This window comes from Streptomyces sp. SAS_270 (assembly GCF_052543295.1).
In genome coordinates this window covers 24972-51542 of the sequence record NZ_JBMNDS010000018.1, presented here as the reverse complement: position 1 = coordinate 51542, position 26571 = coordinate 24972, and the positions used below count along the sequence as shown (strand labels likewise).

Below are 26571 nucleotides of genomic sequence, written 5' to 3'. Positions count from 1 at the left end.
TGGGTACGCAAGAAACCCGGGCCCGCCACTCACTCAGAAGAGAGTGATACAGAACACAAGGGCCTGCAGGAACCCGACGGACAGTCCGACCGACCACTGCAGACGGGCCGTCATGTGCCGCCCTGGCCCGGACGGACCACCACCGCCAGGATCTTCACAGCTCCGCTGCGCTCGAAGTGCAGTGTGAACGAGACGAGGTCACCGGGCTGCCAGCCCTTTTTCGCCGGCACTGTCACGTCGAGGCCGTCCGGCGACATGGCGAGGCTCTCGCCGGCCGGGACTGCGGCGGAGTTCACGGTCTGGTCGGAGGCCGTGTTGGAGCTGGTCATGGCATGACGGCTCAGGGTGGGCCGGCCCGTGCCGGCCTCGGTGGAGGTCACTTTCAGCAGGCGGTCCCCCGCGCCCCCACTGTTGGTGATCCGGAAGAAGGCCGCCGTGACCGGGGTGGCGCCCGAGGGCGCGAACACCTTGCCGCCGGTGACCTCGATCCGGGCCGGACTGCCGGCGTTGCCGTAGGCGGTCCATGTGCTCAGTCCGCCGAGCGCGAGACCGCACACGGCGAGGGGTGCGAGCAAGGCCGGCAGGGTGTCGGTGAGCCGGCGGCGGGTCGGGCGCCACGGGCGCTGTTCGGTCATCGGGCAGTTCTCCGGGAGGCGGGTGAGGTCGAGGGCGAGGGCTGCCAGGCGCGCAGCCGCAGGCTGTTGGCGACGACCAGCACCGAGCTGGCCGACATGGCCGCCGCGGCCAGCATCGGGTTGAGCAGGCCGACCATGGCGAGCGGGACGGTGACGACGTTGTAGCCGAAGGCCCAGACGAGGTTCGCGCGGATCGTGCCCAGGGTGCGCCGGGCCAGCACAACCGCGTCCGCGAGGGTGTCGATGTCACCTCGCACGAGGGTCACGTCGGCGGCGCCGATGGCCACGTCCGTGCCGCTGCCCATGGCGATTCCGAGGTCGGCACCCGCCAGCGCGGCGGCGTCGTTCACACCGTCGCCGACGACCGCGACCCGGTAGCCCTGCTCCTTCAACTCCCGTACGAGCTCGGCCTTGCCCACGGGTGTGCAGCGGGCGTGCACTTCCTCGATGCCGAGCGCCTCGGCGACGGCACGGGCCGGTGCCTCCCGGTCGCCGGTGGCCAGCACGGGCCGTACGCCGAGCCGCCGCAGCCGCTCCACCGCGCGGTAGCTGCCGGGCCGTACGACGTCCCCGATCTCGATCAGTGCTTCGACCATGCCGTCCACCCGGACCATCACGGGCGTACGGGCGGCGGACTCGGCCCCCGCCAGAGCCTCCGCGAGCGCGCCGGGCAAGTCGTCGTCGGGCGAGAGGACTTCGACGAGCCGTTCCTCGACGCGCCCCCGCACTCCGCGGCCCGGCAGCGCGCTGAACTCGCTCACCTCCGGCAGCCGCCGCTCGCCCGACTCCCGCCGTGCGTGGGCGCAGACGGCCCGGCCGAGCGGATGTTCCGAGCCCTGTTCCACGGCCCCGGCCAACCGCAGCACCGCATCGCTCCCGAGCCCTTCCGGCAGAGCGGTGACCTTGGCGACGGTCATGTGGCCGGTGGTCAGGGTGCCGGTCTTGTCGAGGACGACGGCGTCGAGATGCTGAAGGCCCTCCAGCGCCTGCGGCCCGGTGACGAGGACGCCGAGCTGGGCGCCCCGGCCGGTGGCGGCCAGCAGCGCGGTCGGCGTCGCGAGCCCGAGCGCGCACGGACAGGCCACGACGAGCACCGCGACACACGCGGTGATCGCCGCCTGCGGATCGGCTCCCGCGCCCAGCCAGAACCCGAGCGCGGTGACGGCCAGCGCCAGCACGACCGGTACGAAGACACCGGCGACCGAGTCGGCCAGCCGCTGCGCCCGCGCCTTGCCGGCCTGCGCCTCGGTCACCAGCCGGGCGATCCGGGCGAGCTGGGTGTCCGCGCCGACCGCCGTGGCCCGTACGAGCAGCAGTCCGCCGACGTTGACGGCCCCACCAACCACGGCCGAACCGGGACCGACCTCCACCGGCTCGCTCTCACCGGTGACCAGCGACAGGTCCACGGCCGAACTGCCCTCCGTCACCTGCCCGTCGGTGGCCACCCGCTCGCCCGGCCGCGCGACGAACACCTGCCCGGCCCTCAACTCCTCGATGGGGATGAGCCGTTCGAGGCCGCCGTCCTCCCGGACGGACACCTCCTTGGCCGCGAGCCGGGCCAGCGAGCGCAGCGCCTCACCGGTTCCGTGCCGCGCCCGCGCCTCCAGGAACCGCCCGGCGAGCACGAACAGCGGTACACCGACGGCCGCTTCGAGGTAGATGTGCGCGACGCCGTCCGAGGCGGTGGGCACGAGGGTGAACGGCATCCGCATCCAGGGGTCGCCGGCACCGCCGAGGAACAGCGCGTACGACGACCATGCGAAGGACGCCACCACGCCCAGTGACACCAAGGTGTCCATGGTGGCCGCCGAGTGCCGTAGCCCCCGGACCGCCCGCGTGTGAAAGGGCCAGGCGCCCCACACGGCGACGGGTGCGGCTAGCGCGAAGCACAGCCACTGCCAGTTCCGGAACTGCAGTCCAGGGGCCATCGACAGAACGAGCACAGGGAAGGCGAGCAGGGCGGTGACGACCAGGCGGTGGCGTTCCTGCCGGGTGCCTTCGGACTCGTCGCCTTCGTCGGTGGCGGACTCCTGCTTCGTCGGCGGTTCGGGCAGGGCGACTGTGTATCCGGCCTTCTCGACGGTGGCCACGAGTTCGTCCGGGCCGATGCTCGCCGGATGACTCACGCGAGCCGTTCCGGTGGCGAGATTGACGGTCGCGGTGACCCCGTCCAGCTTGCCGAGCTTCTTCTCGACGCGGGTCACGCACGCGGCGCAGGTCATGCCGCCGACGGTCAGGTCGGTCGTCAGCAGGACGGTCAGCTGTTCGGCGCCCATCAGCCGTGTCCCCCCTGCATGTCGTCCATGTCTCCCGTGTCGTCCGGGCCTCCGGAACCGTCGCCGCTGGTGCTGGTGCCGTGCATTCCGGGTGCGACAGGGCCTGCTCCGACGCCCACGGCGTAGGACACCGTGAAGATCAAGGCCAGCAGCAGGAGGTAACCGCAGAGCGCGGGCGGGGGTGCCGCCTTCCGCAGTACTGCGCCCACGGCGCCTGAGGAGGATTGCCGGGACTCGTCCATCAACCGCGTCTCCAGGTCACGTCGTACGACGTCGTTCGGAATCGCGCCGTACCGAAGGAGTAGTCGGAGTGGGTGCGGACCGAGTTCCGGCGGGCTTGTGTGGCGCCAGTCACAGGAGAGTTCAGGCGGTCCGCCTCAGGACCGGCGCGGGGTTCTCCGGCTCGTCGACGCCGTCGTCGCAGGGCGCGGCCTCGGTTCAGGGGAAGATTCGCGCGCAGGCTTCCGCTCAGTGCGTGATGGAGTCGATCAGATCGCGTGCGCCCTGGCGGAGCAGGGCGACGGCGACCGATGTGCCGAGGGTGGTCGGGTCGAGGGGGCCGGCCCACTCGTGGGCGTTGAGGACGGTCTTGCCGTCGGGGGTGAACACGCAGGCGCGCAGAGACAGGTCGCCGTTTCGTTCGGCTTTGGCGTAGCCGGCGATCGGTGAGTTGCAGTGGCCTTGGAGGACATGGAGGAACATGCGTTCCGCGGTGGCTTCGCGGTGGGCGTCGGGGTCGCCGAGACCGCTGACGGTGTCGATCAGAGCGGTGTCGCCGCCGCGGCACTGCAGCGCGAGGATCCCGGCGCCGATCGGCGGGACCATGGTGTCCGGCGACAGGATCTCGGTGATCACGTCGGTGCGGTCGATGCGTTGCAGGCCGGCGACGGCCAGCAGCAGCGCGTCGGCGTCGCCCGCGGCGAGCTTGTCCAGACGGCGGTTGGCGTTGCCGCGCATCGGCACGCACCGCAGGTGCGGGTGAGCGGCGGCGAGCTGGGCGACGCGCCGCACGGACGAGGTGCCGATCCTCGTGCCGGGCGGGAGCTGCTCAAGGGTGAGGCCGCCGGGGTGGATGAGGGCGTCGCGGATGTCGTCGCGCTTGAGGAAGGCGGCGAAGACGGTGCCGACCGGGAGCGGCCGGTCGGCGGGCACGTCCTTGACGCAGTGCACCGCCAGGTCGGCCTCACCGGCTAGGAGTGCCTGGTCGACCTCCTTGGTGAACGCGCCCTTCCCCTCCACCTGGGCGAGGGCGCCCATCCACTTGTCACCGGTCGTCTTCACCGGCACGACCTCGGTGCGGATTCCGGGGTGGAGCGCGGCCAGTTCGGTGCGTACACGCTCCACTTGGACGAGCGCCATGGGCGAGTCACGGGAGACGATGCGGATCAGTTCGGGGGCGGACATGCCGTCCACGATAGACCTTCGGATCCGGGAGCCGGCCATCAATCCGGACGCCCATCGCAGCGGTGTGGCCCGCGAGTTGGGGATTTCTGGCAGGTGTGCGAGGAGGGTGCCGGCAGGCCATGGTGATCGCAGACGCGGCGGTCTTCAGCGCGGAATCACCCAGCCCGGCGTCCAGGTGCCCGCGGCGTCGTGGCCGGGCGTCGTGGCGGCGAGGTGGGCGCGGAGGGTGGCCAGCGCCGGGTGGGGATTGTCGCGGTGCCAGAGGAGCGAGTGCGGGTAGACGGGTGTCGGGTCGGTGACCGGGATGCGGCGCAGGCCGTGGCCGTCGGGCCATACGAGGCGGGTCCGGCCGCCCATGAAGGTTGCCAGGGCCGGGGTGTCGGCGATGGTGTCGAGGAGCGCGTCGGAGCCGAAGTTGGGGCCGGTCGCCTCGATGGTGAGGCCGAACTCGGCGACGAGGTCGTCGTAGTAGGCGGCCCATTCGGTGCCGGGGACGATGCCGGGCATCCAGATCCGTTGGCCGGCGAGCTGAGCGAGGGTCACCGAACGGGCGCCCGCCAGCGCGTGGTCGGGGCCGGTGAGCAGTTCGAGCGGCTCGTCGAGCACCCGGACCGACTCGATGTCCTCGGGAAGGGGCCGACCGGGTACGCCGACGGCGCGGAAGGACGCGTCGATCGCACCGGACCGGATGGCGGCGACGGCCCTTTCGATGTCGAACAGCCACACCACGTCGAGCTCGATCTCGGGGTGCGTGCCGTGGAAGGCCCGCATCAGGCCCGACGCGGCGCCGCGCGAGGCGATCACGTCGACGCGCAGCGGACGGTGGCCGGTGCGCACGGACGCGACCGCGCGCTCGGCGATGCGCAGCAGCTCGCGCGCGTGGGGCAGGAACGCCTGCCCGTCGATGGTGAGTTCGGCACCGCGCGGTGTGCGGGTGAACAGCCGCACACCGAGGTCGCGCTCCAGTGCGGCGATGCGTTTGGAGACGGCCTGCTGGGTGACCGCGAGCTCGGCGGCGGCCTCCTGGAACTGCCCCGCGTCGGCGGCGGCGACGAAGGTCCGGACGGTGTCGAGATCCATGTCGACACCCTAGGGGTACAACTGTTGGTTGTGGCCAGATGGTCCTGCGGTTGTTTGATCCCCGGGTGCGGTGCTCGCTTTGATACTTCCGATCGCGGATCGGTTGTGCAGGCGAGTGGCGAGGGGCGGCGGGCATGAGGAGCGGGCACCGGCTGGGACGTCTGCTCGGAGATCGGCCGGGGCTTCTGCGCGGCCACCGGCTGGGGCGGCGGTTCGGGTGGCTCTGGGGAGCGTACGGGACCAGCGCACTCGGCACGTGGCTCGCCTTCGGCGCCTTCCCGCTGATCGCCATCCAGGTGCTGCACGCCGGGCCGGCCGAGGTCGCCGCGCTCGCCTCCGTGGGGGCCGCGGTGGGCGCGGCCGTGGCGGTGCCGCTCGGCCCGTGGGTGGAGTTCCGCCGTAAGCGGCCGGTGCTGATCGCGATGGACCTGGTGCGCTTCGCGGCGCTGCTGACGGTCCCCGCCGCGTTCGCGCTCGGCGTGCTCACCTTCCTTCAGCTCCTGGTGGTCTCGATCGTCGTCGCGGCGGCCGACATCACCTTCCGCGCCGCCTCCGGCGCGTACCTGAAGACGCTGTTGCCGGCCGAGGACCTGCTCGTCGCCAACGCCCGGTTCGAGTCCACGGCCTGGACGACCACGATCATCGGACCGCCGCTGGGGGGCGCGGCGATCGGGCTCCTCGGGCCGGTGGCGACGGTGGTGGCCGACGCGGTCAGCTACCTGCTCTCGGCCCTGGGCATCCGCGCGATGGGCGGACACGAGCCGCGGCCGGAGCGCCGGGAGGCCGCGCGCATGCGGGCCGGGGATCTGCTCGACGGCTGGCGGTACATCCTCGCCGATGCGACGCTGCGTCCCCTGTTCTTCAACACCGCCCTCTTCAACGGCCTGGTGATGGCCGCCCAGCCACTGCTGGCCGTCCTGATGCTCGGCCGGCTCGGGTTCACACCGTGGCAGTACGGCCTCGCCTTCGCCGCGCCCTCGATCGGCGGGCTGCTCGGCTCACGGTTGGCCCGACCGCTCGTCAGCCGGTTCGGGCAGCACCGGGTCCTGGTCACGGTCGGTACGCTGCGCGCGGTCTGGCCCGTCGGGCTGGCCTTCCTGGGACCGGGCACCGGCGGGCTGCTGCTGGTGATGGGCGTCGAGCTCGGGCTCATCTTCTGCTGCGGGGTCTTCAACCCCGTCTCCGCCACCTGTCGCCTCCAGCGCACCCCGACCGACCGGGTCGCCCGCACGCTGTCGGCCTGGGCGGTGACGACCAAGGCCTCGACCGCGCTGCTGACGGCCCTGTGGGGTGTGCTGGGCGGCCTGCTCGGCCTGCGTACGGCCATCGGTCTGGCCGGCGTGCTCCTGCTGGCGACCCCGCTGCTGCTCCCCCGCCAGGCGGCGGCGTCCCGCTCCGAGCCGGAACCGACACCGATCCGCACCTGACAGACCGCCACGGCCGCAACGGTCGCCACCGCGACAGTGCGGCACGGTCTTGCTCACCCCAGGAAGCTCAGCCGCACCTTGCGACTCGGATTGTCCCGATTCGTATCCACGAGGCACACCGACTGCCACGTCCCCAGCTCCAGCCTTCCGCCGAGCACCGGGAGCGTCGCGTGGGGCGGGACGATGGCCGGCAGGACGTGGTCGCGGCCGTGGCCGGGACTGCCGTGGCGGTGTTGCCAGCGGTCGTCGGCGGGGAGCAGGGCATGGAGGGCGGCGAGGAGGTCGTCGTCGCTGCCGGAGCCGGTTTCGATGATGGCGATGCCGGCGGTCGCGTGGGGCACGTAGATGTTGAGGAGACCGTCGCGGCCGGCCGCGGTCTCAGCGAGGAAGGCCTCGCAGTCACGGGTGAGATCGACGACTTGCTCCGTCGAGCCCGTGGCGACGTCCAGGACACGGGTGGTGAAGGCATCCGACATGTCTCCATCCTCACCCATGCACCAGTTCCGCAACGGACCACCCACCCGCCTTGCGAGATGGGAGTTCCAGTCTGCGAGACACTCACCGCACGCGGTCACGCCGACCTGTCGGCGATCGGTCGCTGACGCGGGAAGATCCCGGACCCCGGCCAGGTTGGTAGAAGCGTGAACGAAACTGGGGCGCAGGCGCGGGAAGTCGATGTCGTCGTGGTGGGCGCGGGTCAGGCCGGACTGTCCAGCGCCTATCACCTGCGGCGCACCGGCTTCGAGCCGGAGCGTGACTTCGTCGTGCTGGACCGCGCGCCGCAGGCCGGCGGCGCATGGCAGTTCCGCTGGCCGTCACTGACGTACGGCAAGGTGCACGGCATGCACGCCCTGCCGGGCATGGAGCTGACGGACGCCGACCCGGCGCGCCCGTCCTCCGAGGTCATCGCCGAGTACTTCGACACGTACGAGCACCGCTTCGACCTGCGGGTGCGGCGGCCGGTCGACGTGCGGGCCGTGCGGGAGGGCGAGGGCGGCCGCCTGCTCGTCGAGACGTCCGAGGGCGACTGGTCCGCGCGGGCCCTGATCAACGCGACGGGCACCTGGGACCGGCCGTTCTGGCCGCGCTATCCGGGGCAGGAGACCTTCCGGGGACGGCAGTTGCACACGGCGCAGTACCCCGGTCCAAAGGAGTTCGCCGGTCTGCGCGTGGTCGTCGTGGGCGGTGGCGCGTCCGGCACCCAGCACCTGATGGAGATCGCCCCGTACGCGGCTGCGACCACCTGGGTGACACGCCGTCCGCCCGTCTTCCGCGAGGGTCCTTTCAGCGAGGACGTCGGCCGGGCGGCCGTCGCGCTCGTCGAGGAGCGAGTCCGCCAGGGACTGCCACCGAAGAGCGTCGTGTCGGTGACCGGGCTCCCGCTGAACGACGCCGTCCGGCAGGCGATCGCGGACGGTGTCCTGGACCGGCAGCCGATGTTCGACCGGATCACCCCTGACGGTGTCGCGTGGGACGACGGGCGGCACGTGGAAGCCGACGTCATCCTGTGGGCGACCGGCTTCCGCGCCGCGATCGACCATCTGGCGCCGTTGCGGATGCGCGAGCCGGGCGGCGGCATCCGCGTGGACGGGACCCGGGCGGTCGCCGATCCTCGCGTCCATCTGGTCGGATACGGGCCGTCGGCCAGCACGATCGGCGCGAACCGTGCCGGACGTGCGGCCGTACGGGACATCAGACGACTCCTGGCCGGGGAGCCGGTCGCCGTCTGACGTCCCGCCAGGTCACTTCGCGGGTGAAGCGCTCTTGCGGCGCGCGTTGAACTCGGCGACGTTCTTCTGCTGCTCCTCGTAGCTCGCCGTGAAGCGCGTGTCGCCCGGCTTGACGGTGACGAAGTAGAGCCAGTCCCCCGGGGTCGGGTTGATCGCGGCACGCATCGCCTCCTCGCCGGGGTTGGCGATCGGCGTGGGCGGCAGGCCCATGCGCTGGTACGAGTTGTACGGGCTGTCGAGCCGGGTGTCGTTCTGGGTGGTCTTCAGGGTCGAACGGTTCAGCGCGTAGTTGATGGTGGAGTCCATCTGCAGCGGCATCCCGCGCCCCAGACGGTTGAAGATGACCCGGGCGACCTTGCCCATGTCCTGCTTGGTGGCGGCCTCCGCCTGCACGATGCTCGCGACGGTGACCGCCTGGTAGACGTTCATCGCGTTGCGCTGCGCTCCGGCGGCGACCGGCGCCCCGTTGAACTTCTTGTTCGCGGTGTCGACCATGAACGACAGCAGGGACTCGGGAGTCGCCTTCTCGCCGAGCGGATACGTCGCCGGGAAGAGATAGCCCTCCGGATTGCCCCCCGCGTCGTTCGGAAGCTTCAGGTGGGCCTTGCCGAGGGCCTTCTTGGTGGTGCCCGAGGGCCTGGTGAGCGCCTTGTCGACGGCGTCGTACACCTGACCGGAACGCCAGCCCTCCGGGATCACGAGGGACGTGGGCTTCGCGTCCCCGCTCTCCACGTTCAACAGCGGCACCGCCACGGCGGTGGCCGCCACGACGGCTCCGGTCGCGATGAGGGCGATCCGGCCCCGGCGCGTCAGTCGAATCGTGCTCCGTGGCGGAGTGTTCATCTGCATGCGGGCACGGTAACCCGCTAATGCTCACAAACCCGGCATATCGTCATCTTGTTGGCTCCAGTTGGGCGTCCCGGTGGACCAGGGCCGCATACCGCCCCTCCTGCTCCAACAGCTCCTCGTGCGTGCCGCGTTCGACCGCGCGCCCGGAGTCGAGGACCACGATCTGGTCGGCGCCCCGAATGGTGGACAGCCGATGCGCGATCGTGAGGGTGGTGCGGTTGGCGGACAGCGCGTCGATGGCCTCCTGCACGGCATGCTCGGTGCCGGTGTCCAGGGCGCTGGTCGCCTCGTCGAGGATGAGCACGGGCGGGTCGCGCAGGATGGTGCGCGCGATGGCCAGGCGCTGCTTCTCGCCGCCGGAGAACCGGTGGCCGCGCTCGCCGACGACCGTGTCGTACCCGTCGGGCAGGGACGCGATGTGGTCGTGGATCTGGGCCGCCCGGGCCGCCGCGCGCAGTTCCTCGTCGGTGGCGTCCGGCTTGGCGAAGCGCAGGTTCTCCGCGACCGAGGCGTGGAAGAGGTACGTCTCCTGCGAGACGACGCCGACCGCCCGCGCGAGCGTGTCGAAGTCGAGGTCGCGCACGTCCACCCCGTCGAGCGTGACCCGGCCGCCCGTGACGTCGTACAGCCGCGGCACGAGATAGCTGAGGGTGGACTTGCCGGAGCCGGTGGGACCGACCACGGCGAGGCTGCCGCCGGCGGGCACGGCGATGTCGATGCCCTCCAGGATGGATCCGCTCTTGTCGTCGTAGTGGAACTCGACGTCCTCGAAACGGATCTCGCCCTTGACCTGGTCGAGGTGGACCGGGTGCTCGGCCTCGGTGATGTCGATGGGGAGGTCCAGGTACTCGAAGATGCGCTGGAAGAGCGCGAGCGAGGTCTGGATCTGGACGCCGGTGGAGAGCAGGCTGACGGTGGGCCGGAACAGGCCCTGCTGGAGCGAGACGAAAGCGACGAGCGTGCCGAGCGAGATGTCCGGTCCGCCGACCTGAAGGGCCAGACCCGCGGTCCAGTAGATGACGGCGGGCATGGCGGCCATGACGACGCCGATGACGGACATGCGCCAGCGCCCCGCCATGTTCGACCGCACTTCGAGGTCCACCAGGCGCTCGGACTCCTCCGAGAAGGAGCGGGTGAGCGAGTCGGCGCGCCCCATGGTGCGGCCGAGCAGGATGCCGCTGACGGAGAGCGACTCGGTGACCGTGGCGGCCATGGCGGCCATCTGCTTCTGGCGCTGGGTGGTGATCTTCTTGCGTTCGTTGCCGACGCGGCGGCTGATCCACACGAAGACCGGCAGCAGAAGCAGCGAGACGGCGGTGAGGCGCCAGTCGAGGGCGACCATCGCGACGATCGTCGCGACCACGCTGGTGAGGTTGGAGACCAGCGAGGTGGCGGTGGAGGTGACGGTCGCCTGCATGCCGCCGATGTCGTTGGCTATGCGGGACTGCACCTCGCCGGTGCGGGTCCGGGTGAAGAAGGCGAGCGACATGCGCTGCAGCCGACCGTAGACGGCAGTCCGCAGGTCGTGCATGACGCGCTGGCCCACGGTGGTGGAGATCAGGGTCTGCAGCACGCCGAAGACGCTGGTGAGGACGGCACTGAGGATCATGCCGAGCGCGAGCAGGCTCAGCAGCCCGGTGCGGCCCTCGGGGATCGCGACGTCCAGGATCTCCTTGAGCAGGAACGGCGTCGCGACGGAGACGAGGGAGGCGGCGCCGACGAGCAGACCGACGATCGTGAGCCGTCCGCGATAGGGACGGAAGAGCTTCAGGATGCGACGCACCTGCCGCGGCTGTTCGGTGTCGGCAGGTGACGGGGTCCAGGTGGGTTGGTCGGGGTGCAATGGGCTCCTACGGAGGTGAGATGAAGAGGACTGACGGAGCTTAGCTCATTGTTACCTATACTCACAATGAATAAGGTCCTGATATTGTTCCCGGTATGACCACCCCCGACGCCGACGGTCTGCTGGCCGAGCAGTTGCTGCGGCTGACCCGCCGCGTGCACCGCATCCAGAAGCGCCATCTGGAACACCGCGAGCTCGGCATCACCCCTGCCCAGTCCCGGCTGCTGCGCACCCTCGCGCACTACGGCTCCCCACCCCGCATGGCGGATCTCGCCGAGCGTCTGGAGGTGGTGCCCCGCGCCGTGACCACCCTGGTCGATGGTCTGGAGGCGAGCGGCAAGGTCCGCCGCGTCCCCGATCCCACCAACCGCCGGGTCATCCGGATTGAGGTCACGGACGAGGGCCGCAAGGCGCTGCGGGAGCTGCGCGGCGCGCGCCGGTCCGCGGCGGAGGAGATCCTGGCACCGTTGACGGATGAGCAGCGCGAAGTGCTCGGCGGTTTGCTGGACACCCTGATCGACGGCACACCCGAAGTGGAGCGCCGCTGCTGAGTCACCTGGCGTGAGGAGTGCGCGGTGCCCCTGCTGGAGCCGGACCCGGACGCGCTGCGCCCTGCCACCCGCCCCGACCGGCCCGCGCCCGACCGGGTGCCCGAGGACCGCGCCGGGGGCACCCCCGAGCCGCTGCGGAGCGAGCTGACCGCGCTGCTCGGCGCCGGCAAGGTGCTCACCAAGGTCTCGGACCTCGTCCGGTACGCCTCCGACGCCAGCCCCTACCGGTTCGTCCCGCAGGTCGTGGTGGTTCCCGAAGACCTCGACGACGTGTCGGCCATCCTGTCGTACGCGCACGGCAAGGGCCGCGAAGTCGTCTTCCGCGCCGCCGGGACCTCGCTCAACGGCCAGGCGCAGGGTGAGGACATTCTCGTCGACGTCCGTCGGCACTGGACCGGGGTCGAGGTCCTCGACGCCGGCGAGCGGGCACGCATCGGGCCCGGCACGACCGTCGCGCGCGCCAACGCCGCGCTCGCCCGTCACGGGCGCGTGCTCGGCCCCGACCCGGCCAGCGCGATCGCCTGCACGGTCGGCGGGGTCGTCGCCAACAACGCCTCCGGCATGACAGCGGGCACCACCCGCAACTCCTACCGCACCCTCGCCTCCCTCACCTTCGTGCTGCCCACCGGCACGGTCGTCGACACGGCGGAGACGGACGCGGACGAGCGGCTCGCTGACGCCGAACCCGCCCTGTGCGCCGGGCTGCTGGGGCTCAAGGCGGAGATCGAGGCGGACGCGGAGCTGGTCTCCCGGATCCGCGCCAAGTACGCGATCAAGAACACCAACGGCTACCGCCTGGACGCGTTCCTGGACGGCTCGACGCCCGTGGAGATCCTGCGCGGCCTGATGGTCGGCTCCGAAGGCACCTTCGGCTTCATCGCGGAGGTCGTCTTCGACACTCTGCCGCTGGACCGGTGCGTCACCGCGGGACTGCTCTTCTTCCCGTCCCTGCCCGCGGCCGCGGCCGCCGTGCCGCTCTTCAACGCGGCGGGCGCACATGCCGTGGAGTTGATGGACGGCAACACACTGCGCGCCTCCGTCAGCGTGGCGGGCGTACCCGCGGACTGGGCCGGGCTGCCGCGGTCGACGGCGGCGCTCCTGGTCGAGTTCCGCGCCGCCGACGCGACACGGCAGGAGGCGTACGAGGAGGCGGCCGACCGTGTGCTCGAAGGACTCGAACTCCTCACGCCCGCCGCCTCGGTGACCAACACGTTCACCCGGGACCAGAGGACGATCGCGGGCTACTGGAAGGCGCGCAAGGCCTTCGTCGCGGCGGTCGGCGGTGCGCGTCCCGCCGGGACCACGCTGATCACCGAGGACTTCGCGGTGCCGCCCGCGCGGCTCGCCGAGGCCTGCGAGGCGCTGCTCGGTCTGCAGACGCGACACGGCTTCGACGCGGCGGTCGCCGGGCATGCCGCGCACGGCAACCTGCACTTCCTGCTCGCCTTCGACGCGGCGAAGCCCGCCGATGTCGGTCGCTACGCCGCCTTCATGGACGACTTCTGTCGTCTCACCGTCGAGCGATTCGACGGCTCGCTGAAGGCGGAGCACGCCACCGGACGGAACATCGCGCCGTTTCTGGAGCTCGAATGGGGTTCCCGGGCAACGGAGTTGATGTGGCGTACCAAGCAGCTGATCGACCCCGACGGGGTGCTCGCGCCGCGGATCGTGCTCGATCGCGACCCGCAGGCACATCTGCGTGGCCTGAAGACGATCCCCCGCGTCGAGCCGATCGCCGACCCGTGCATCGAGTGCGGCTTCTGTGAACCGACCTGCCCCAGCCAGGACCTGACGACCACACCTCGCCAACGGATCGTGCTGCGACGGGAGATGATGCGCCAGCCGGGCGGATCGCCGGTGGAGCAGGGCCTGTTGGACGCGTACGGGTACGACGCGGTGGACACCTGCGCGGGCGACGCGACGTGCCGCCTCGCGTGCCCTGTGGGCATCGACACGGGCGCGCTGATGAAGGACTTCCGGCACGCCCGGCATTCACCGCGCGAGGAGAGGGCGGCGGCGCTGGCCGCGCGCCGCTTCCGGAGTGTAGAGGCGTCGGCCCGGCTCGCCGTGGCCGTGGCCAGCCGCCTCGACGACCGGTGGGTGACGGCCCTGACGCGCGCGGCGCGCAAGGTGGTCCGGCCGGACCTCGTACCCGAGTGGCTGAGCGGCATCCCCGGAGCGGCGCCGCGCACGCTGCCGCGCACCGCGCGCGTGGGCGCTGCCGCCGTGTACTACCCGGCCTGCGTCAACCGGATCTTCGCCGGCCCGGGTGATGTGTCGCTCCCCCGCGCCGTTGTCGCGCTCGCCACGCGCGCGGGAAGGCCGGTGTGGATTCCGAACGATGTGGCGGGCACGTGCTGCGCGACCATCTGGCACTCCAAGGGGTACGACGCGGGCAACGCGGTCATGGCCAATCGCATCGTCGAGGCCGCCTGGGGCTGGACCGCGGGCGGCACGCTGCCCCTCGTCGTGGACGCGTCTTCCTGCACCCTCGGCCTCGCGCACGAGGTCGTGCCGTATCTGACCGCCGACAACCGGGCGTTGCACCGGGAACTCACGATCGTCGACTCTCCGGTGTGGGCTGCCGAGGAGCTGCTGCCTCGTCTCACCGTGCACCGCACGGTCCGTTCGGCGGTGCTCCATCCGACCTGCTCCATGCGTCACTTGGGCGACGAGGCGCAGTTGCGGTTGCTCGCCGAGGCGTGCGCGGACGAGGTGGTCGTGCCGGACGATGCCGGGTGCTGCGCCTTCGCGGGCGACCGCGGCATGCTGCACAGGGAGCTCACCGAGTCGGCCACTCGCAAGGAGGCCGCGTTCGTGGGCTCCCGGGACTTCGACGCCCACCTCTCCGCGAACCGTATGTGCGAGGTGGGCATGGAGCACGCGACGGGCCGCGGCTACGGCTCCGTACTGCTGGAGCTGGAGCGCGCGACCCGTCCGGATCACCCGGTCGACGAAGCGGTCAACTGACCTCGGACGCGGGCTCCTTGGTCGACTGGGCAGGGACCGTGGTCTTCGCGGTCTCGTCCGCGGCGTCGAGCACCGCGCCTTCCGGAGCGGGCACGGTCTCGCCGTTCAGCACCTTCTTCGCGCGTTCGATGTCCAGCGCGCCTTCCCAGCGGGAGACGGCGAAGACGGCGACGCAGTTGCCGAGGAGGTTGGTGACGACGCGCATCGAGTCCATGATGCGGTCCACGCCGAGCAGCAGGGCGACGGCACCTGCGGGGATGGCGCCCAGCGAGGAGGCGGTGGCGGACAGGGCGAGGAAGGCCGAACCGGGGATGCCCGCCATGCCCTTGCTGGTGAGCATGAGGACCAGGATCACGGTGATCTGCTGGCTCAGGCTGAGGTCCACGCCCACGGCCTGGGCGATGAACAGCGTGCCGATGGACAGATAGAGCGAGGCGCCGTCGAGGTTGAAGGAGTACCCCGTCGGCAGGACCAGGCCGACGGCGTCGTCGCGGGCGCCGGCCTTGCGCAGCTTCTGCATCACGCGCGGCATGACGGACTCGGTGGAGGCGGTGCCGAGCGCGAGGAGCATCTCCTCACGGATGTAACGCAGGAACTTCCAGAGGCTCAGCCCGGTGACGATGCGCAGGGCGACGGCGAGCAGCGCGATGAACAGCGCGGCAGCGGCGTAGCACAGGATGATCAGCTTGGCGTACGTCTGGATCACGCCGAGCCCGTACTGTCCGATCAGCACGGCCATCGCGCCGAACACGGCGATCGGGGCGAGTCGCATGACGAAGCCGACGACCGCGAAGATGATCTCCTGGGCCTGCTCGACGGCGGGCAGGACCTGCGGCACCTTGGTGTGGCCGAGGTGCAGCAGCGCGGCGCCGACCAGACAGGCCAGGATGAGCACCTGGAGCAGCGAGTTCTCGGCGAAGGCACCGATGAAACTGGTGGGCAGCGCGTTGACGATGAACTCGGTGGTCGAGGGCAGCGAGCCGCCGCCCGTCTTCGCGTCGACCGCCGAGGTGTCGAGCGTGGACGGGTCGACGTGCATCCCCGAGCCGGGCTGGACGACATTGGCGGCGATCAGACCGATGATCAGGGCCACTGTGGACGCGATCTCGAACCAGATCAGGGCCTTGAGCCCGATCCGGCCGAAGGCCTTCAGGTCACCGGCCTTGGCGATGCCGACGACGACCACACAGAACACGAGCGGCGAGATGATCGTCTTGATGAGTCGTGTGAAACCGTCGCCGAGCGGCTGGAGATCCGTGGCCACGTCGGGCCACAGCTTCCCGACGACGATTCCGAGCACGAGGGCGCAGGCGACCTGCGCGAACAGTGAGGTACGCAGTATGCGTGCGACGCGACGCGGGGACGATACAGACGGCGGCACGGGGCACTCCTCCGGGGGATTCCTGTATGCGGAAAAGCACTTCCGCGCCGCTCACTATTGAGGAGGCGATGATTCCGGTGGCTACCTCCGTGTGACGCCCATGTAAATCATTCAACGTGCGACTTGTTCCGCCCCAGTCGTCGCGGTCCTCGTCAGCAGTCCTTTCGGTCCTGGGTGAGCACTCCCTGAACGGTAGTCAGACTGCGGTCGTAGCAGCCGTCCGAGCCGTACAGCCGATAGCGCTCGCTCGTCGCGCCGACCGCATGCCGTTGATCGCGCGGCACGTTCGCCGTATACGTCGCGTCGCCCGTGTAGGTGTCGTCGAGCCCGGACCACGCGGTGCGTCGGCCGCCACTGGTCTCGACGACCGCGGCCCGGTCGCCGAGCGTGAGGACGGTGCGCAGCCGGTCGTCCGCGCCCAGGGTCGTCGTGCCGTCCATGGTGTAGGTGCGGTGCGTGCGCGTCGTCCGGGCCGGTCCGCGCCCGTCGACGGTGACGCTCTCGTCGTCCCTCCAGGTGGCCTTGAGGCCGTCGGTGTTCTCGCCGTCGGTCCAGCGGTGCACGGATGTGTTCGCGAGGGTGCGGCTGACGGTCGTCCTGACCCGGCCGTGCGAGGTGTCGACGTACCCGGCGACGGTCAGCCGGTGGCCGCCGTCGGTGTCGAGGCGCTGCTGCGAACCAGGCGTGTACGTCGAGGAGTTGGTGAGGTCGCCCGCGTCGTTGCGGGTGAGTGCGCCGCCGACATGGTCACGGTGCGCGTCCTGCCAGACCAGGACGTTCACCGGTGCGCTCCAGCCGGACTGCCCCTCGGGAACACCGACGACGGAGACGTCGATCTGATGCGGGCGGCCGTCGTTGAGCAGGCCGGCGAACGGTGTCAGGTCGTACTCGATGGGCTTGATGTCGAAGGCGCGGGGGCCCGGAATCACGTACCAGAGGAAGGGGTTGGACCAGCCGCCGGTCCACACGGTCGGGAACGGCTCGGCGATTCCCGCCAGTTGGCCGTCGACCTTGATCTGCACCTCGCGGTAGGGTCCCTGATCGGCCTTGCAGGAGTACGGCGCGGTGTCGGGCACCGTCAGGTACCAGTACTCCTCGCAGCCGCCGCCCGAGCCGGTCGCGTACACCTCGGCGACGATGCGCTCACTGTTGCGCGGGGTGGTGAGTGCGCCGCCTTGGAGGGTGAGGACGCGATCGGGGGCCCGCCCCGGCTTCCCGGGCGCGCCGGTGCTGTTCGCGGCCGGGTAGAACGTCAGCGTCGCCTTGACGTCGATGACCCCGGTGTACGTGTCGTCGACGACGTTGCCGATGAGCATCTCGACGTCGCGGCGATACCGGAAGGTGTCGCCGTAGCGCGTCACGTCTTTCTCGACGGACCACTCGATGCCGTCGGGCGAGGGCTCCGGGGTCGACGTACGAAGGATCTCGACACCCCCGACGTGCAGGTAGCCGAGCCGGTCGAACTGTCGCCCCTTGACCTTGCCGTCGAGCCGCAGCACCACCTTGCTCCACCGGTCCCCACACCCGTCCGGTGGCGTATAGGCCCCCCGGTACGGCGTGAAGTCGCGGAACTGCGCCTGGGCGAGTGTCACTTCGCAGGACCTGCCGATGGGCCTGCCGACGGGCGGGGCGGCCGTCAGCGGGTCGTGCCAATCGGTGCCGAACTCCCCGGGTGGGTCGGTGAGTTGGGCGGCCGAGGCGGATCCCGCTCCGAGGAAGGTGCTCACCGTCAGGGTCACCGCGGCGAGCATGGACATGATGATCCGTCTTCTCATGTGCGGTGTTCTACGGGGGAGTTGCCCCATCCCGCAATGGGTCCTCGCTCACGCGGCCCTCATCCGGGCACGGGGAAGCCGGGCACGCGAAGGCCCCATTTTGTGGTGGTCACCGTTCGGCCGGGACGACTACGCCCTCAGGGCCGCCTTGTCCCCCATCACCACGACAGGGTGCTGATTGGGGTCGAGCGTGCGCAGCAGGTACTCCATGCCCGACTTGGACAGGCTCACGCACGCCGACGTACCGCTGCCGTGGTCCATGTGCAGCCAGATGCTGCCGCCCTTGTTCTGCCCCTCGGGGCGCGTCGGGTCATTCGGCGCGGTGCCCTTGACGCGGTTGTAGTCGACTGCGATGACGTAGTCGAAGTCGTGCCAGTGCGACTCGGCCCAGTAGCGCGGGGCCTGGAAGGAATCGGACTGGGTGTACGGCAGCCTGGCCCCGGGATCCGCGAGGGCGCCGCCCGCGTCGGTCAGCGTGAACACACCTACAGGGCTGCGCTTGTCGCCCTCGTGGTGGTCGGCGGTCCAGCCCTTCTTCCCGTTGTGGCCTTCCCAGCTGCGGGTCAGGTCCCAGGTCGATCCGGACTTGCTGTACAGCACGACCGTGGAGGCCGCGGAGTCCGGGCCTTCGCCGTAGACCGCGACGACCTGGCGGGATTGCGACGGAATCAGCTCCCGCAACCGCTCTCCGACGTCGGGGATGTGCTTCAGGCCGACCGTGGGCGCCGGAGCACGGCCGACCCTGTCGCCGGATCCACCGTCCCCCTTGACGCCCCTCTCACCGCCCGAACCGCCGCAGCCGAAGACAGACACCACAAGAACACCGCAGGCCGCCGCCAGGAAGCCCGCCCGCACCGCACCACCGGTCGCACCCATCCGCATGGAGTCCATCGTCGCACCGCGTACCGGACGATTGCGCCCGTCTTCCGACTTCCCCACCAAATGTGGATGGTTCAGGACCAAAATGCGCGCTCTTCGAGCCGAACTCGCGCCGTCGAGCCATAAATCGTTTGCCTCCAGCCACGCTGCGACGCGAACCTTTCACGGTTTGTTGCCGACTGTCGTGGTCGGCCGGTGGACCGGTCGCTGCTCTCCCGGCCCCACTCCCCCCGCCCCGATCCATCACCCCTGACACGAGCCACTGGGACGTCATGCAGATTCAAGACCTTCCGTATCCCGACCCGGGCGTACCGGACGCCCGCTCGGGTCCCCGATTCCTGTGGTGGCTCGGCCGCAACCAGCTCGGCGGGCAGATGAAGGCACTCGCCTGGGGCCTGCTGCACTTCGTCGCCGTCTGCGCACTGCCGTTCGGCGTCGGCCTCGCCATCCAGGCGGTCGTGGACCGCTCGGGCACCGGGCTCGCCCTGGCCGGAGGGCTGATGGTGCTGTGCGGCGTCGGGATCGCGCTCGGCGACACCATGCTGCACCGCACCGCGGTCACCAACTGGATCACGGCCGCCGCGCGGGTCCAGCAACTGCTGGCCCGCAAGACCGCCCACCTGGGCTCCGCGCTCACCCGGCGCGTCGCCGCCGGTGAGGTCGTCGCCGTCTCCACCGGCGATGTCGAGAAGATCGGCTGGTTCGTGGAGGCCGTGTCGCGGTTCGCGGCGGCCGCGGTCACCGTGGTGCTGGTCTGCGTCGGTCTGGTGGTCTACCAGCCCGCGCTCGGCGTGATCGTCGCCGTGGGCGTCCCCGTACTGGCACTCTCCGTACTGCCACTGCTGCCCCGCGCCACCCGGCGCGCAGACATCCAGCGCGAGAAGGCCGGGCGCGCCACCGAACTGGCCTCGGACACCGTCGCCGGCCTGCGGGTGCTGCGCGGCATCGGTGGCGAGGAACTGTTCCTCGACCGCTACCGAAGGGCCTCGCAGGAGGTGCGGCACGCTGCCGTGCGCAGCGCTCGGATGTGGGCGCTGATCGCGGCGATCCAGGTGCTGCTGCCCGGTCTGCTGATGATCGCCGTCGTCTGGCACGGCGTGCAGCTGGCCCGCGACGGCCGGATCACCGTGGGCGAACTGGTCACCGTGTACAGCGCGGTCATGCTTCTCGCGTATCCCCTGCGGCATTTCGAAGAGATCGCCATGTCCTACTCCTTCTCCCGCCCGTCAGCCAAGCGCGCCGCGCGCGTGCTGTCCCTGGAGCGGGTGACGGACACCGACGGGACGCGCGAGGCCGTCGTACCCACCGGCGATCTGTACGACCCGGCGACCGGGCTGCTGGCGCCCGCCGGACGGCTCACCGCCGTGGTGTGCGGGGACCCGGACGCGGCGGGCCTGCTCGCGGAGCGACTGGGCGGCCACCCTTCGGAGGAAGGCACCTCGTCACTGCTCGGCGGGGTCCCGCTGGACGAGCTGCCGCTCGACTCCGCCCGTACTGCCGTCCTCGTCCAGGACAAGGACCCCGTGCTGCTGTCGGGCTCGCTGCGCGAACTGCTCGACGTGCCCTCCTCGGGTGCGGTGAGCGCCGCCGACGCCCTGGCCGCCGCACAGTGCGCTGACGTCCTGGACGCGCTCGCCCAGGGGTCGCTGGACGCCGAGGACCCGATGGACGTCAGGATCACCGAGCGCGGGCGGTCCCTGTCGGGCGGCCAGCGCCAGCGTCTCGCGCTGGCCCGATCGCTGATCACGGACCCGGAAGTGCTCGTCCTGGACGAACCGACGTCCGCCGTCGACTCGCACACCGAGTCCCGGGTGGCCGACGGCGTACGCGCCCTGCGCTCCGGGCGGACGACGGTGGTGTTCACCTCGTCACCGCTGCTGCTGGACCACGCGGACCGGGTCGTGCTGGTCCACGAGGGCGAGGTCGCGGCGGTCGGCGTGCACCGCGAGCTGGTCCACAGCGACCCCCGGTACCGGGCCGTCGTCACCCGGGAGACCGACGACGAGGCCGCGCGCAGCGGCGCCATGACCACCTTTGACGCACTGGAAGAAATCGAGGAGACCGCATGATCGGCGTGGCGCCACCGGCGTACGACCCGGCGGCCCCGACGACGGCGCACACCCTGCCCGTCGGCGCGCCCGCAACCGTCCGCGCCTACGTGACGGAACTGTTCCAACGGCACCGCAGAGCCTTCCTGTTGCTCGTCACCGTCAACACGGTCGCCGTCGTGGCCTCCATGGCCGGGCCCTATCTGCTGGGCGCGATCGTGGAGCGGGTCTCCGACGACGCCCGCGCACTCCATCTGGAGCGCACCGTCGCGCTGTTCGCCATCGCGCTGGTCGTGCAGGCCGTGTTCGTACGGCAGGTGCGGCTGCGTGGCGCGATGCTCGGCGAACGGATGCTGGCCGACCTGCGCGAGGACTTCCTCGTACGGTCGGTGGGGCTGCCGCCGGGCGTTCTGGAGCGGGCCGGAACGGGTGACCTGCTCTCGCGCATCACCACGGACATCGACCGGCTGGCCAACGCAATGCGCGAGGCCGTGCCGCAGCTGGCCATCGGCGTGGTGTGGGCGGCGCTGCTGCTCGGCGGGCTCGCCGTGACGGCGCCGCCGCTCGCCCCTGCCGTGCTGGTCGCCGTGCCTCTGCTGGTGATCGGCTGCCGCTGGTACTTCAAGCGGGCGCCGTCCGCCTACCGCTCGGAGGCCGCCGGATACGCCGCCGTGGCCGCCGTCCTCGCCGAGACCGTGGACGCCGGGCGTACCGTCGAGGCCCACCGCCTGGGCGGACGTCGCATCGAGCTGTCGGATCGCCGTGTCCAGGAATGGACCGCCTGGGAGCGGTACACCCTCTGGCTGCGTTCGGTGCTCTTCCCCGTCATCAACCTCACGCATGTGACCGTCCTCTGCTCGGTCCTGATGATCGGTGGGGTGTTCGTCCTGCAGGGCTGGATCGGCGTCGGGCAGCTGACGACGGGTGCGCTGATCGCGCAGATGCTCGTCGACCCGGTGGGCCTCATCCTGCGCTGGTACGACGAGCTGCAGGTCGCCCAGGTGTCGCTGGCACGGCTCGTCGGTGTCCGCGACATCGAGCCGGCCGCCGGTGACGCGGCGGTCGTCCCGGACGGACGGGACGTGCACGCCGACGAGGTGCACTTCGGCTACCGGGAAGGCGTCGACGTGCTGCGCAAGGTCTCCCTGCAGGTCTCGCCCGGCACCCGGCTCGCCCTGGTCGGCCCGTCGGGCGCGGGCAAGTCCACGCTGGGCCGTCTTCTCGCCGGGATCTACGCTCCCCGCGACGGCCGCATCACCCTCGGCGGCGCCGAACTCTCCCGGATGCCCGCGGAGCAGGTGCGCTCCCATGTGGCCCTGGTCAACCAGGAGCACCACGTCTTCGTGGGCTCGCTGCGCGACAACCTGCTGCTCGCGAGGACCGGTGCGGCCGACGCCGAGCTGTGGGCAGCGCTGGGTGCCGTCGACGCGGACGGCTGGGCGCGGGCGCTGGACGACGGTCTGGACACCGAGGTCGGCTCGGGCGGGCACTCGCTCACCCCGGCCCAGGCCCAGCAGATCGCGCTGGCCCGGCTGGTGCTCGCCGACCCGCACACGCTGGTCCTGGACGAGGCGACCTCGCTGCTCGACCCGCGCGCTGCCCGGCACCTGGAACGCTCGCTGGCCCGGGTCCTGGACGGCCGCACCGTCGTCGCCATCGCCCACCGGCTGCACACCGCCCACGACGCCGACGTCATCGCCGTCGTCGAGGCCGGCCGCATCAGCGAGCTCGGCAGCCACGACCAGCTGGTCGCCGCCGACGGCGCGTACGCGGCGCTGTGGCGGTCCTGGCACGGGTGACCTTCCGGGGGCCGCCGCGACACGGCGGCCCCCGGGGCACACTCAGGCCCCCAGACACGCTCAGTAGCCACTACCACCCCCGCTGCCGGTGTCGGCCGACTTGGTGATCGCCTTGCCACCGGGGTCGAGGACGTACCAGATCTTGTCGATGCCCTGGCCCTTCGTGTCGCCGGCGGCCTTGTCGTTGGCGTAGTAGTACAGCGGATGTCCGGCATAGGTCGCCTGCGGCTTGTCGCCCTTCGTGGTGCCGATCAGTTTCGCGTCGGCGCCGGAGCCGGCCGACGGCTTGCCTTCCACCGGCGGCCACAGCTTCAAACAACTCGCGTCGCAGTTCATCGAGTTGGTGTTCTTGCCGTCGTCGGTGAACAGATACAGCGTGTGCCCGCTCCCGTCGACGAGGATGTCCCCCAGCGACGAGTCGGCGATCTTGACCACGGACGCGTCCCTGGCCGCCGATCCCGTGGCCGCGCCACCACCGCCTGTGCCATTTCCGCTGCCACTGCCGCCGCCACCCCCGCACCCCGCCAGTCCCAGTACGGCCGCGCATGCGAAGGCGGCCACTGCGATCCCGCTTCTGCTCATGATCTTCCGTCCCTTCTCTGCCCAGGTTGGTTGTACGAACGAGGAGGACGAACGGATTGCGGAGCCCCTGTCTGCCGCTCTGCGCAATCCCTCCGGCCGTTTCGGACGTACCAATGAGATGTGGAGCTGTTCTCGCGCGCGGACCGGACCGACGACGCCTCACTCGTCGCCGGCTTCGCGCTGGGCGACGAGGCGGCATCGGTCGCGTTCGTCCGCCGCTTCCAGGACGCGGTGTACGGTCTCGCGCTTTCGGTGACACGCGAGGCGGGCCTCGCGGAGGACGTGAGCCAGGAGGTCTTCGTCCGCGCCTGGCGTGCCGCGGGCAACTACGACGCACGGCGCGCCTCGGTTCTGACCTGGCTGCTGACCATCACCCGCAACGCCGCCATCGACGCCGTCCGGGCCCGCCGTGCCACCCCCGTCCTCGCGGAGACACTGGAACGGCTGATCGACGTGACACTCCAGGAGGAGGGCCCCGAACGACAGGCACTGACCGCCATCGAAAGCAGCCACGCCGTCGCCCGCCTGCGTGACCTGCCCATCGAGCAGGCACGCGCCGTCGCCCTCGCCGTCCTGGGCGGCTGCACCGCGGCCGAGGTGGGACGGCACGAGCAGATCCCTCTCGGCACCGCCAAGACGCGCATCCGCACAGGCCTGCGAAGGCTGCGCGCCTCGTTGAAGGAGGACAGCCGTGACGGACCACCACCCCGATGAGGACGAACTGATCGCCCTCGCCCTCGGCGCCCTTCCCGACGAGCAGTCGACGCTCCTCGGCCACCTGAACACCTGCCCGGCCTGCCGGACGGTGTACGACGAGATCTCGGGGGCCGTCGACGCGGTACTGCCGGCGGCACCGACCGTCGCCGCCCCGGCCGGTTTCGACGCCAAGGTCCTCGACCGCCTCGAGGTCCGCCGACCCACCCCGCGCCGTTCGTATCGCATGCCCCTGCTGGTCGCCGCAGCCGCGGCCATGGGCGTGGGTCTCGGCGCGGTCGCCACCACGATCACCGACCAGAACCCGCCGTCGCCGGTCACCGCGAGTGATCACGGTGCCCTGCTCGTCAGCCGCGGCGGATCCACGGTGGGAACCGTCGAGCCGAGTTACGTGGACAACCATCGGGTCGTGGTCATGCAGATCACCGACGGTCCTCCCGACACCCACTACCACTGCCGCCTGGTCCTCAAGGACGGCACCCGCCACGACGCGGGCCAGTGGTGGACCCCCTCCTCGGGACGGGCCACCTGGATCACCTACGGGGCGGCGGCCACGATCGACCGGGTGGAGCTGGTGAACGACGCCGGTCAGGTGTGGTCGAGCGCCGACCTGGCGGACTGAACCCCGCGCATGACCCCACACCGGACTCGGCGCCGATCCGGTACCGCCCTCCACGTGGTCGGCGCGTCCCATGGGTGCTCTGGCGTTGCGCGGTGCCGAAAGGGGGTGGAAGGCTGGGTATGGGCACCGGCTCGGGGAGCACCTGGCAGCCATCCGGTTCGCGAGGTCGCCGCCTGCGCCGAGCGGTACCCGCGTCCGCCGTGGAGCACGGCGGGACTCGGCCCGCCCCACCACCAGGAGGTACCCGTGGACAGCGCCGACGGATGGGGAGACGACGTCTATCAGCCCGACGGCTCCGAAGTGCAGGACGACTCGGGGCTGCTCGACGGCGAGGACACCCTGGTCGCCGATGGTGTCGACGACCCTCTGGACCGAGGCTGGTCGCCACCCGACCGCCCATGGGCGGTGGAGCGCTCCGGCGTGACCGCGGCCGAGGGGCACCGGGGAGAGACCCTGGACGAACGCCTGGCGGAAGAGCTGCCCGACATCGCGGCCTCCGACGGAGACGGCATCGGCGACTGCGAGGGCACCGACGGCGAACCCCTGGACAACGAAGTGGGCGCCTCCCGCTCCGGTCGGCTCGTGGCACCCAACGAGGGCGCCCATGAGGACGAGGAGAGCGGGCTGATCGCCACCGACGTGGGCATCGACGGCGCCGCCGCGTCGGCCGAGGAGGCCGCGATGCACATCGTCGACGAGGACTCCCTGTCCGGCTGACGCCGCCGACCCCGCCCGGCCACTCCCACCCGAGGAGCATTCATGCCCCAGCTTCCCGACTACCGCCCGGTCGTCTTCCGTGACCGCGCCGCCGGCTACGCCTTCCTCACCCGCTCCACCGCGACCAGCGAGCAGACCATCGACTGGGACGACGGCGAGACCTACCCGGTCGTGGACGTGGAGATCTCCTCGGAGAGCCACCCCTTCTACACGGGCAAGGCACGGACGGTGGACTCGGAGGGACGGATCGCCCAGTTCGAACGACGCTACGGGGGAACGGGCGAGAAGACCGACAACGACAGCGCCTGAGGCGCCGGCCGTGCGTGAGACGGAGGCATTGCCGGAGCCGGAGTCGGCGGCGATGGCGTTGCGGGAGACATAGCCTCTACGGCAGGCACGGGCCCCCGGTGTGCGGCCGGGCAGCCCGCTCAGATGAAGTTGAGCGCCGCCGCGCAGCCCACTCCGCCGAGCAGCATGAACACCGGCATCAGCACCTTGAGCTCGACCCAGCTGCCTGCCCGGAACCGCATGCCCTTGGGCGGGCCGATCGGATACCAGCGCTTGCGGCCGACCGGGATCGGCCACAGGATCGGGCAGCCGGACACTGTCAGCGCGTCCCCGATGTCGTGCACCAGCGCGCCCAGGACGATCGGCAGCCCGAGCCACAGGTACTCCTGGCCGGGCGACGTGAACAGCCAGTCGGAGCCGTTGCCCGGCTTGTCCAGCACCCCCGCGAGAATCCAGGCGCTCGTCGCGGCCAGCAGCCAGACCAGGACGTCGCTGCTGGAGCCACGGGCGGCTCGCCACAGCAGACCCTCGATGGCCAGCACCATGTGTACGAAGAGAATGGCCAGGACAGCCCAGCGGCCGCCCGTGATCGCGGCCGCCGAGCAGCCCGCACCGAGCAGCACAGCCCACAGCCAGGTGTGCGTCAGTGTGCGGTGCCCTCCGGAGCGGCGCGGGTCGCCCTGCTTGCGCGTCGATTTGTAGACGGCGTACGAGAGCTTGTCGACGATCTCGCACAGGCCCCGTGAGAGAGGTCCGAAGGCCCGCGAGATGGTGGCCGCCTTGTGGTCCAGATCGGGGGCGAGCGCCGCACCCGCGCAGATCAGCGCGCCGACCAGGAGTACCGGCCAGGGCATCGTGTGGCCGGCGGCCGCAGCCGCCGCGCCGACACCGAGCCAGGCCGCGGCCCCCGACAGTGAGTGTGCTGGTCCCATCATCGCCGTACCCCGCCCTATTCCTCTTGTCCCGCTGTCCAGTTGCCCGCGCACGCTGACGCTTCGTCG

23 protein-coding genes are annotated in these 26571 nt (G+C 71.1%); 10 read left to right on the top strand and 13 right to left on the bottom strand.

The genetic code is table 11. The features are described 5' to 3' along the window. Positions 1-110: 110 nt before the first annotated feature. The 5 genes from ACN6LB_RS15135 to ACN6LB_RS15115 all read right to left on the bottom strand — a co-directional run bounded on the left by ACN6LB_RS15135 (position 111) and on the right by ACN6LB_RS15115 (position 5395). The gene (locus tag ACN6LB_RS15135) at positions 111-635 is read right to left on the bottom strand and encodes a copper chaperone PCu(A)C (RefSeq protein ID WP_445026254.1); all 525 of its coding nucleotides are present in this window, start codon (positions 633-635) and stop codon (positions 111-113) included. Further along, complete coding sequence (locus tag ACN6LB_RS15130; RefSeq protein WP_445026253.1) at positions 632-2911, bottom strand: heavy metal translocating P-type ATPase; 2280 nt, start codon at positions 2909-2911, stop codon at positions 632-634. Before ACN6LB_RS15130 ends, ACN6LB_RS15135 begins: the two co-directional genes overlap by 4 nt. Then, the gene (locus tag ACN6LB_RS15125; protein ID WP_445026252.1) at positions 2911-3153 is read right to left on the bottom strand and encodes a hypothetical protein; all 243 of its coding nucleotides are present in this window, start codon (positions 3151-3153) and stop codon (positions 2911-2913) included. The genes ACN6LB_RS15130 and ACN6LB_RS15125 overlap by 1 nt, the downstream gene beginning before the upstream one ends. A gap of 226 nt (positions 3154-3379) precedes the next feature. Next, positions 3380-4315 (bottom strand): hydroxymethylbilane synthase, encoded by a 936-nt coding sequence (gene hemC / locus ACN6LB_RS15120; RefSeq protein ID WP_445026251.1) that lies wholly within the window; start codon positions 4313-4315, stop codon positions 3380-3382. Positions 4316-4459: 144 nt separating this feature from the next. Next, on the bottom strand, positions 4460-5395 hold the full coding sequence (locus ACN6LB_RS15115; RefSeq protein WP_445026250.1) for a LysR family transcriptional regulator: 936 nt from the start codon (positions 5393-5395) through the stop codon (positions 4460-4462). 134 nt (positions 5396-5529) lie between these two features. Between ACN6LB_RS15115 and ACN6LB_RS15110 the strand changes: the two genes are divergently transcribed. Then, a complete protein-coding gene (locus ACN6LB_RS15110) occupies positions 5530-6822 on the top strand; it encodes an MFS transporter (RefSeq protein ID WP_445026249.1) in 1293 nt (430 codons plus the stop codon). Between the two features lie 53 nt (positions 6823-6875). Here ACN6LB_RS15110 and ACN6LB_RS15105 read toward each other — a convergent pair whose 3' ends face one another. After that, entirely contained in the window at positions 6876-7298 is a 423-nt protein-coding gene (locus ACN6LB_RS15105; protein ID WP_445026248.1) for a secondary thiamine-phosphate synthase enzyme YjbQ, read from the bottom strand. A gap of 165 nt (positions 7299-7463) precedes the next feature. On the opposite strand from ACN6LB_RS15105, the gene ACN6LB_RS15100 reads away from it, so the two are divergent. Beyond that, positions 7464-8552 (top strand): NAD(P)-binding domain-containing protein, encoded by a 1089-nt coding sequence (locus ACN6LB_RS15100; protein ID WP_445026247.1) that lies wholly within the window; start codon positions 7464-7466, stop codon positions 8550-8552. Between the two features lie 12 nt (positions 8553-8564). On the opposite strand, the gene mltG is transcribed toward ACN6LB_RS15100, so the two are convergent. Together mltG and ACN6LB_RS15090 are read right to left on the bottom strand one after the other, a co-directional pair. Continuing rightward, entirely contained in the window at positions 8565-9401 is an 837-nt protein-coding gene (gene mltG, locus ACN6LB_RS15095) for an endolytic transglycosylase MltG (protein WP_445026246.1), read from the bottom strand. A 43-nt stretch (positions 9402-9444) separates the two neighbouring features. Beyond that, a complete protein-coding gene (locus ACN6LB_RS15090; protein WP_445026245.1) occupies positions 9445-11244 on the bottom strand; it encodes an ABC transporter ATP-binding protein in 1800 nt (599 codons plus the stop codon). Between the two features lie 95 nt (positions 11245-11339). Here ACN6LB_RS15090 and ACN6LB_RS15085 point away from each other — a divergent pair, with 95 nt between their 5' ends. Together ACN6LB_RS15085 and ACN6LB_RS15080 are read left to right on the top strand one after the other, a co-directional pair. Further along, positions 11340-11795 carry a MarR family winged helix-turn-helix transcriptional regulator gene (locus ACN6LB_RS15085; RefSeq protein WP_356135750.1) on the top strand — a complete coding sequence of 152 codons (456 nt, stop codon included), beginning with the start codon at positions 11340-11342 and terminating at the stop codon, positions 11793-11795. A 24-nt stretch (positions 11796-11819) separates the two neighbouring features. Next, a complete protein-coding gene (locus ACN6LB_RS15080) occupies positions 11820-14765 on the top strand; it encodes an FAD-binding and (Fe-S)-binding domain-containing protein (RefSeq protein WP_445026244.1) in 2946 nt (981 codons plus the stop codon). Here the strand turns inward: ACN6LB_RS15080 and ACN6LB_RS15075 are convergent. The 3 genes from ACN6LB_RS15075 to ACN6LB_RS15065 form a co-directional block, all read right to left on the bottom strand. Further along, positions 14758-16146, bottom strand: coding sequence for a cation:dicarboxylate symporter family transporter (locus tag ACN6LB_RS15075; RefSeq protein ID WP_445026243.1), 1389 nt, complete (start codon positions 16144-16146; stop codon positions 14758-14760). The two genes, ACN6LB_RS15080 and ACN6LB_RS15075, sit on opposite strands and share 8 nt — an antisense overlap. 152 nt (positions 16147-16298) lie before the next feature. Beyond that, entirely contained in the window at positions 16299-17921 is a 1623-nt protein-coding gene (locus ACN6LB_RS15070; RefSeq protein WP_445026242.1) for a peptide-N4-asparagine amidase, read from the bottom strand. A gap of 129 nt (positions 17922-18050) precedes the next feature. Continuing rightward, positions 18051-18803: a L,D-transpeptidase family protein gene (locus tag ACN6LB_RS15065; protein WP_445026241.1), complete on the bottom strand. Its 753-nt coding sequence runs from the start codon at positions 18801-18803 to the stop codon at positions 18051-18053. Positions 18804-19072: 269 nt separating this feature from the next. Between ACN6LB_RS15065 and ACN6LB_RS15060 the strand changes: the two genes are divergently transcribed. Next, positions 19073-20869, top strand: a complete 1797-nt coding sequence (locus ACN6LB_RS15060; RefSeq protein ID WP_445026240.1) for an ABC transporter transmembrane domain-containing protein — start codon at positions 19073-19075, stop codon at positions 20867-20869. Continuing rightward, positions 20866-22647 (top strand): ABC transporter ATP-binding protein, encoded by a 1782-nt coding sequence (locus tag ACN6LB_RS15055; RefSeq protein ID WP_445026239.1) that lies wholly within the window; start codon positions 20866-20868, stop codon positions 22645-22647. Before ACN6LB_RS15060 ends, ACN6LB_RS15055 begins: the two co-directional genes overlap by 4 nt. Positions 22648-22707: 60 nt before the next feature. Here ACN6LB_RS15055 and ACN6LB_RS15050 read toward each other — a convergent pair whose 3' ends face one another. Further along, positions 22708-23229 carry a COG4315 family predicted lipoprotein gene (locus tag ACN6LB_RS15050; protein ID WP_445026238.1) on the bottom strand — a complete coding sequence of 174 codons (522 nt, stop codon included), beginning with the start codon at positions 23227-23229 and terminating at the stop codon, positions 22708-22710. A 120-nt stretch (positions 23230-23349) separates the two neighbouring features. Here ACN6LB_RS15050 and ACN6LB_RS15045 point away from each other — a divergent pair, with 120 nt between their 5' ends. The 4 genes from ACN6LB_RS15045 (at position 23350) to ACN6LB_RS15030 (ending at position 25591) form a co-directional block, all read left to right on the top strand. After that, positions 23350-23943: an RNA polymerase sigma factor gene (locus ACN6LB_RS15045; RefSeq protein WP_445026237.1), complete on the top strand. Its 594-nt coding sequence runs from the start codon at positions 23350-23352 to the stop codon at positions 23941-23943. Then, positions 23921-24565, top strand: a complete 645-nt coding sequence (locus ACN6LB_RS15040; RefSeq protein WP_445026236.1) for an anti-sigma factor family protein — start codon at positions 23921-23923, stop codon at positions 24563-24565. Before ACN6LB_RS15045 ends, ACN6LB_RS15040 begins: the two co-directional genes overlap by 23 nt. Before the next feature lie 246 nt (positions 24566-24811). Further along, complete coding sequence (locus ACN6LB_RS15035; RefSeq protein WP_356135732.1) at positions 24812-25282, top strand: DUF5709 domain-containing protein; 471 nt, start codon at positions 24812-24814, stop codon at positions 25280-25282. A 42-nt stretch (positions 25283-25324) separates the two neighbouring features. Further along, the gene (locus ACN6LB_RS15030) at positions 25325-25591 is read left to right on the top strand and encodes a type B 50S ribosomal protein L31 (RefSeq protein WP_445026235.1); all 267 of its coding nucleotides are present in this window, start codon (positions 25325-25327) and stop codon (positions 25589-25591) included. A gap of 119 nt (positions 25592-25710) precedes the next feature. On the opposite strand, the gene ACN6LB_RS15025 is transcribed toward ACN6LB_RS15030, so the two are convergent. After that, the gene (locus ACN6LB_RS15025) at positions 25711-26505 is read right to left on the bottom strand and encodes a metal-dependent hydrolase (protein ID WP_445026234.1); all 795 of its coding nucleotides are present in this window, start codon (positions 26503-26505) and stop codon (positions 25711-25713) included. Positions 26506-26571: the final 66 nt, after the last annotated feature.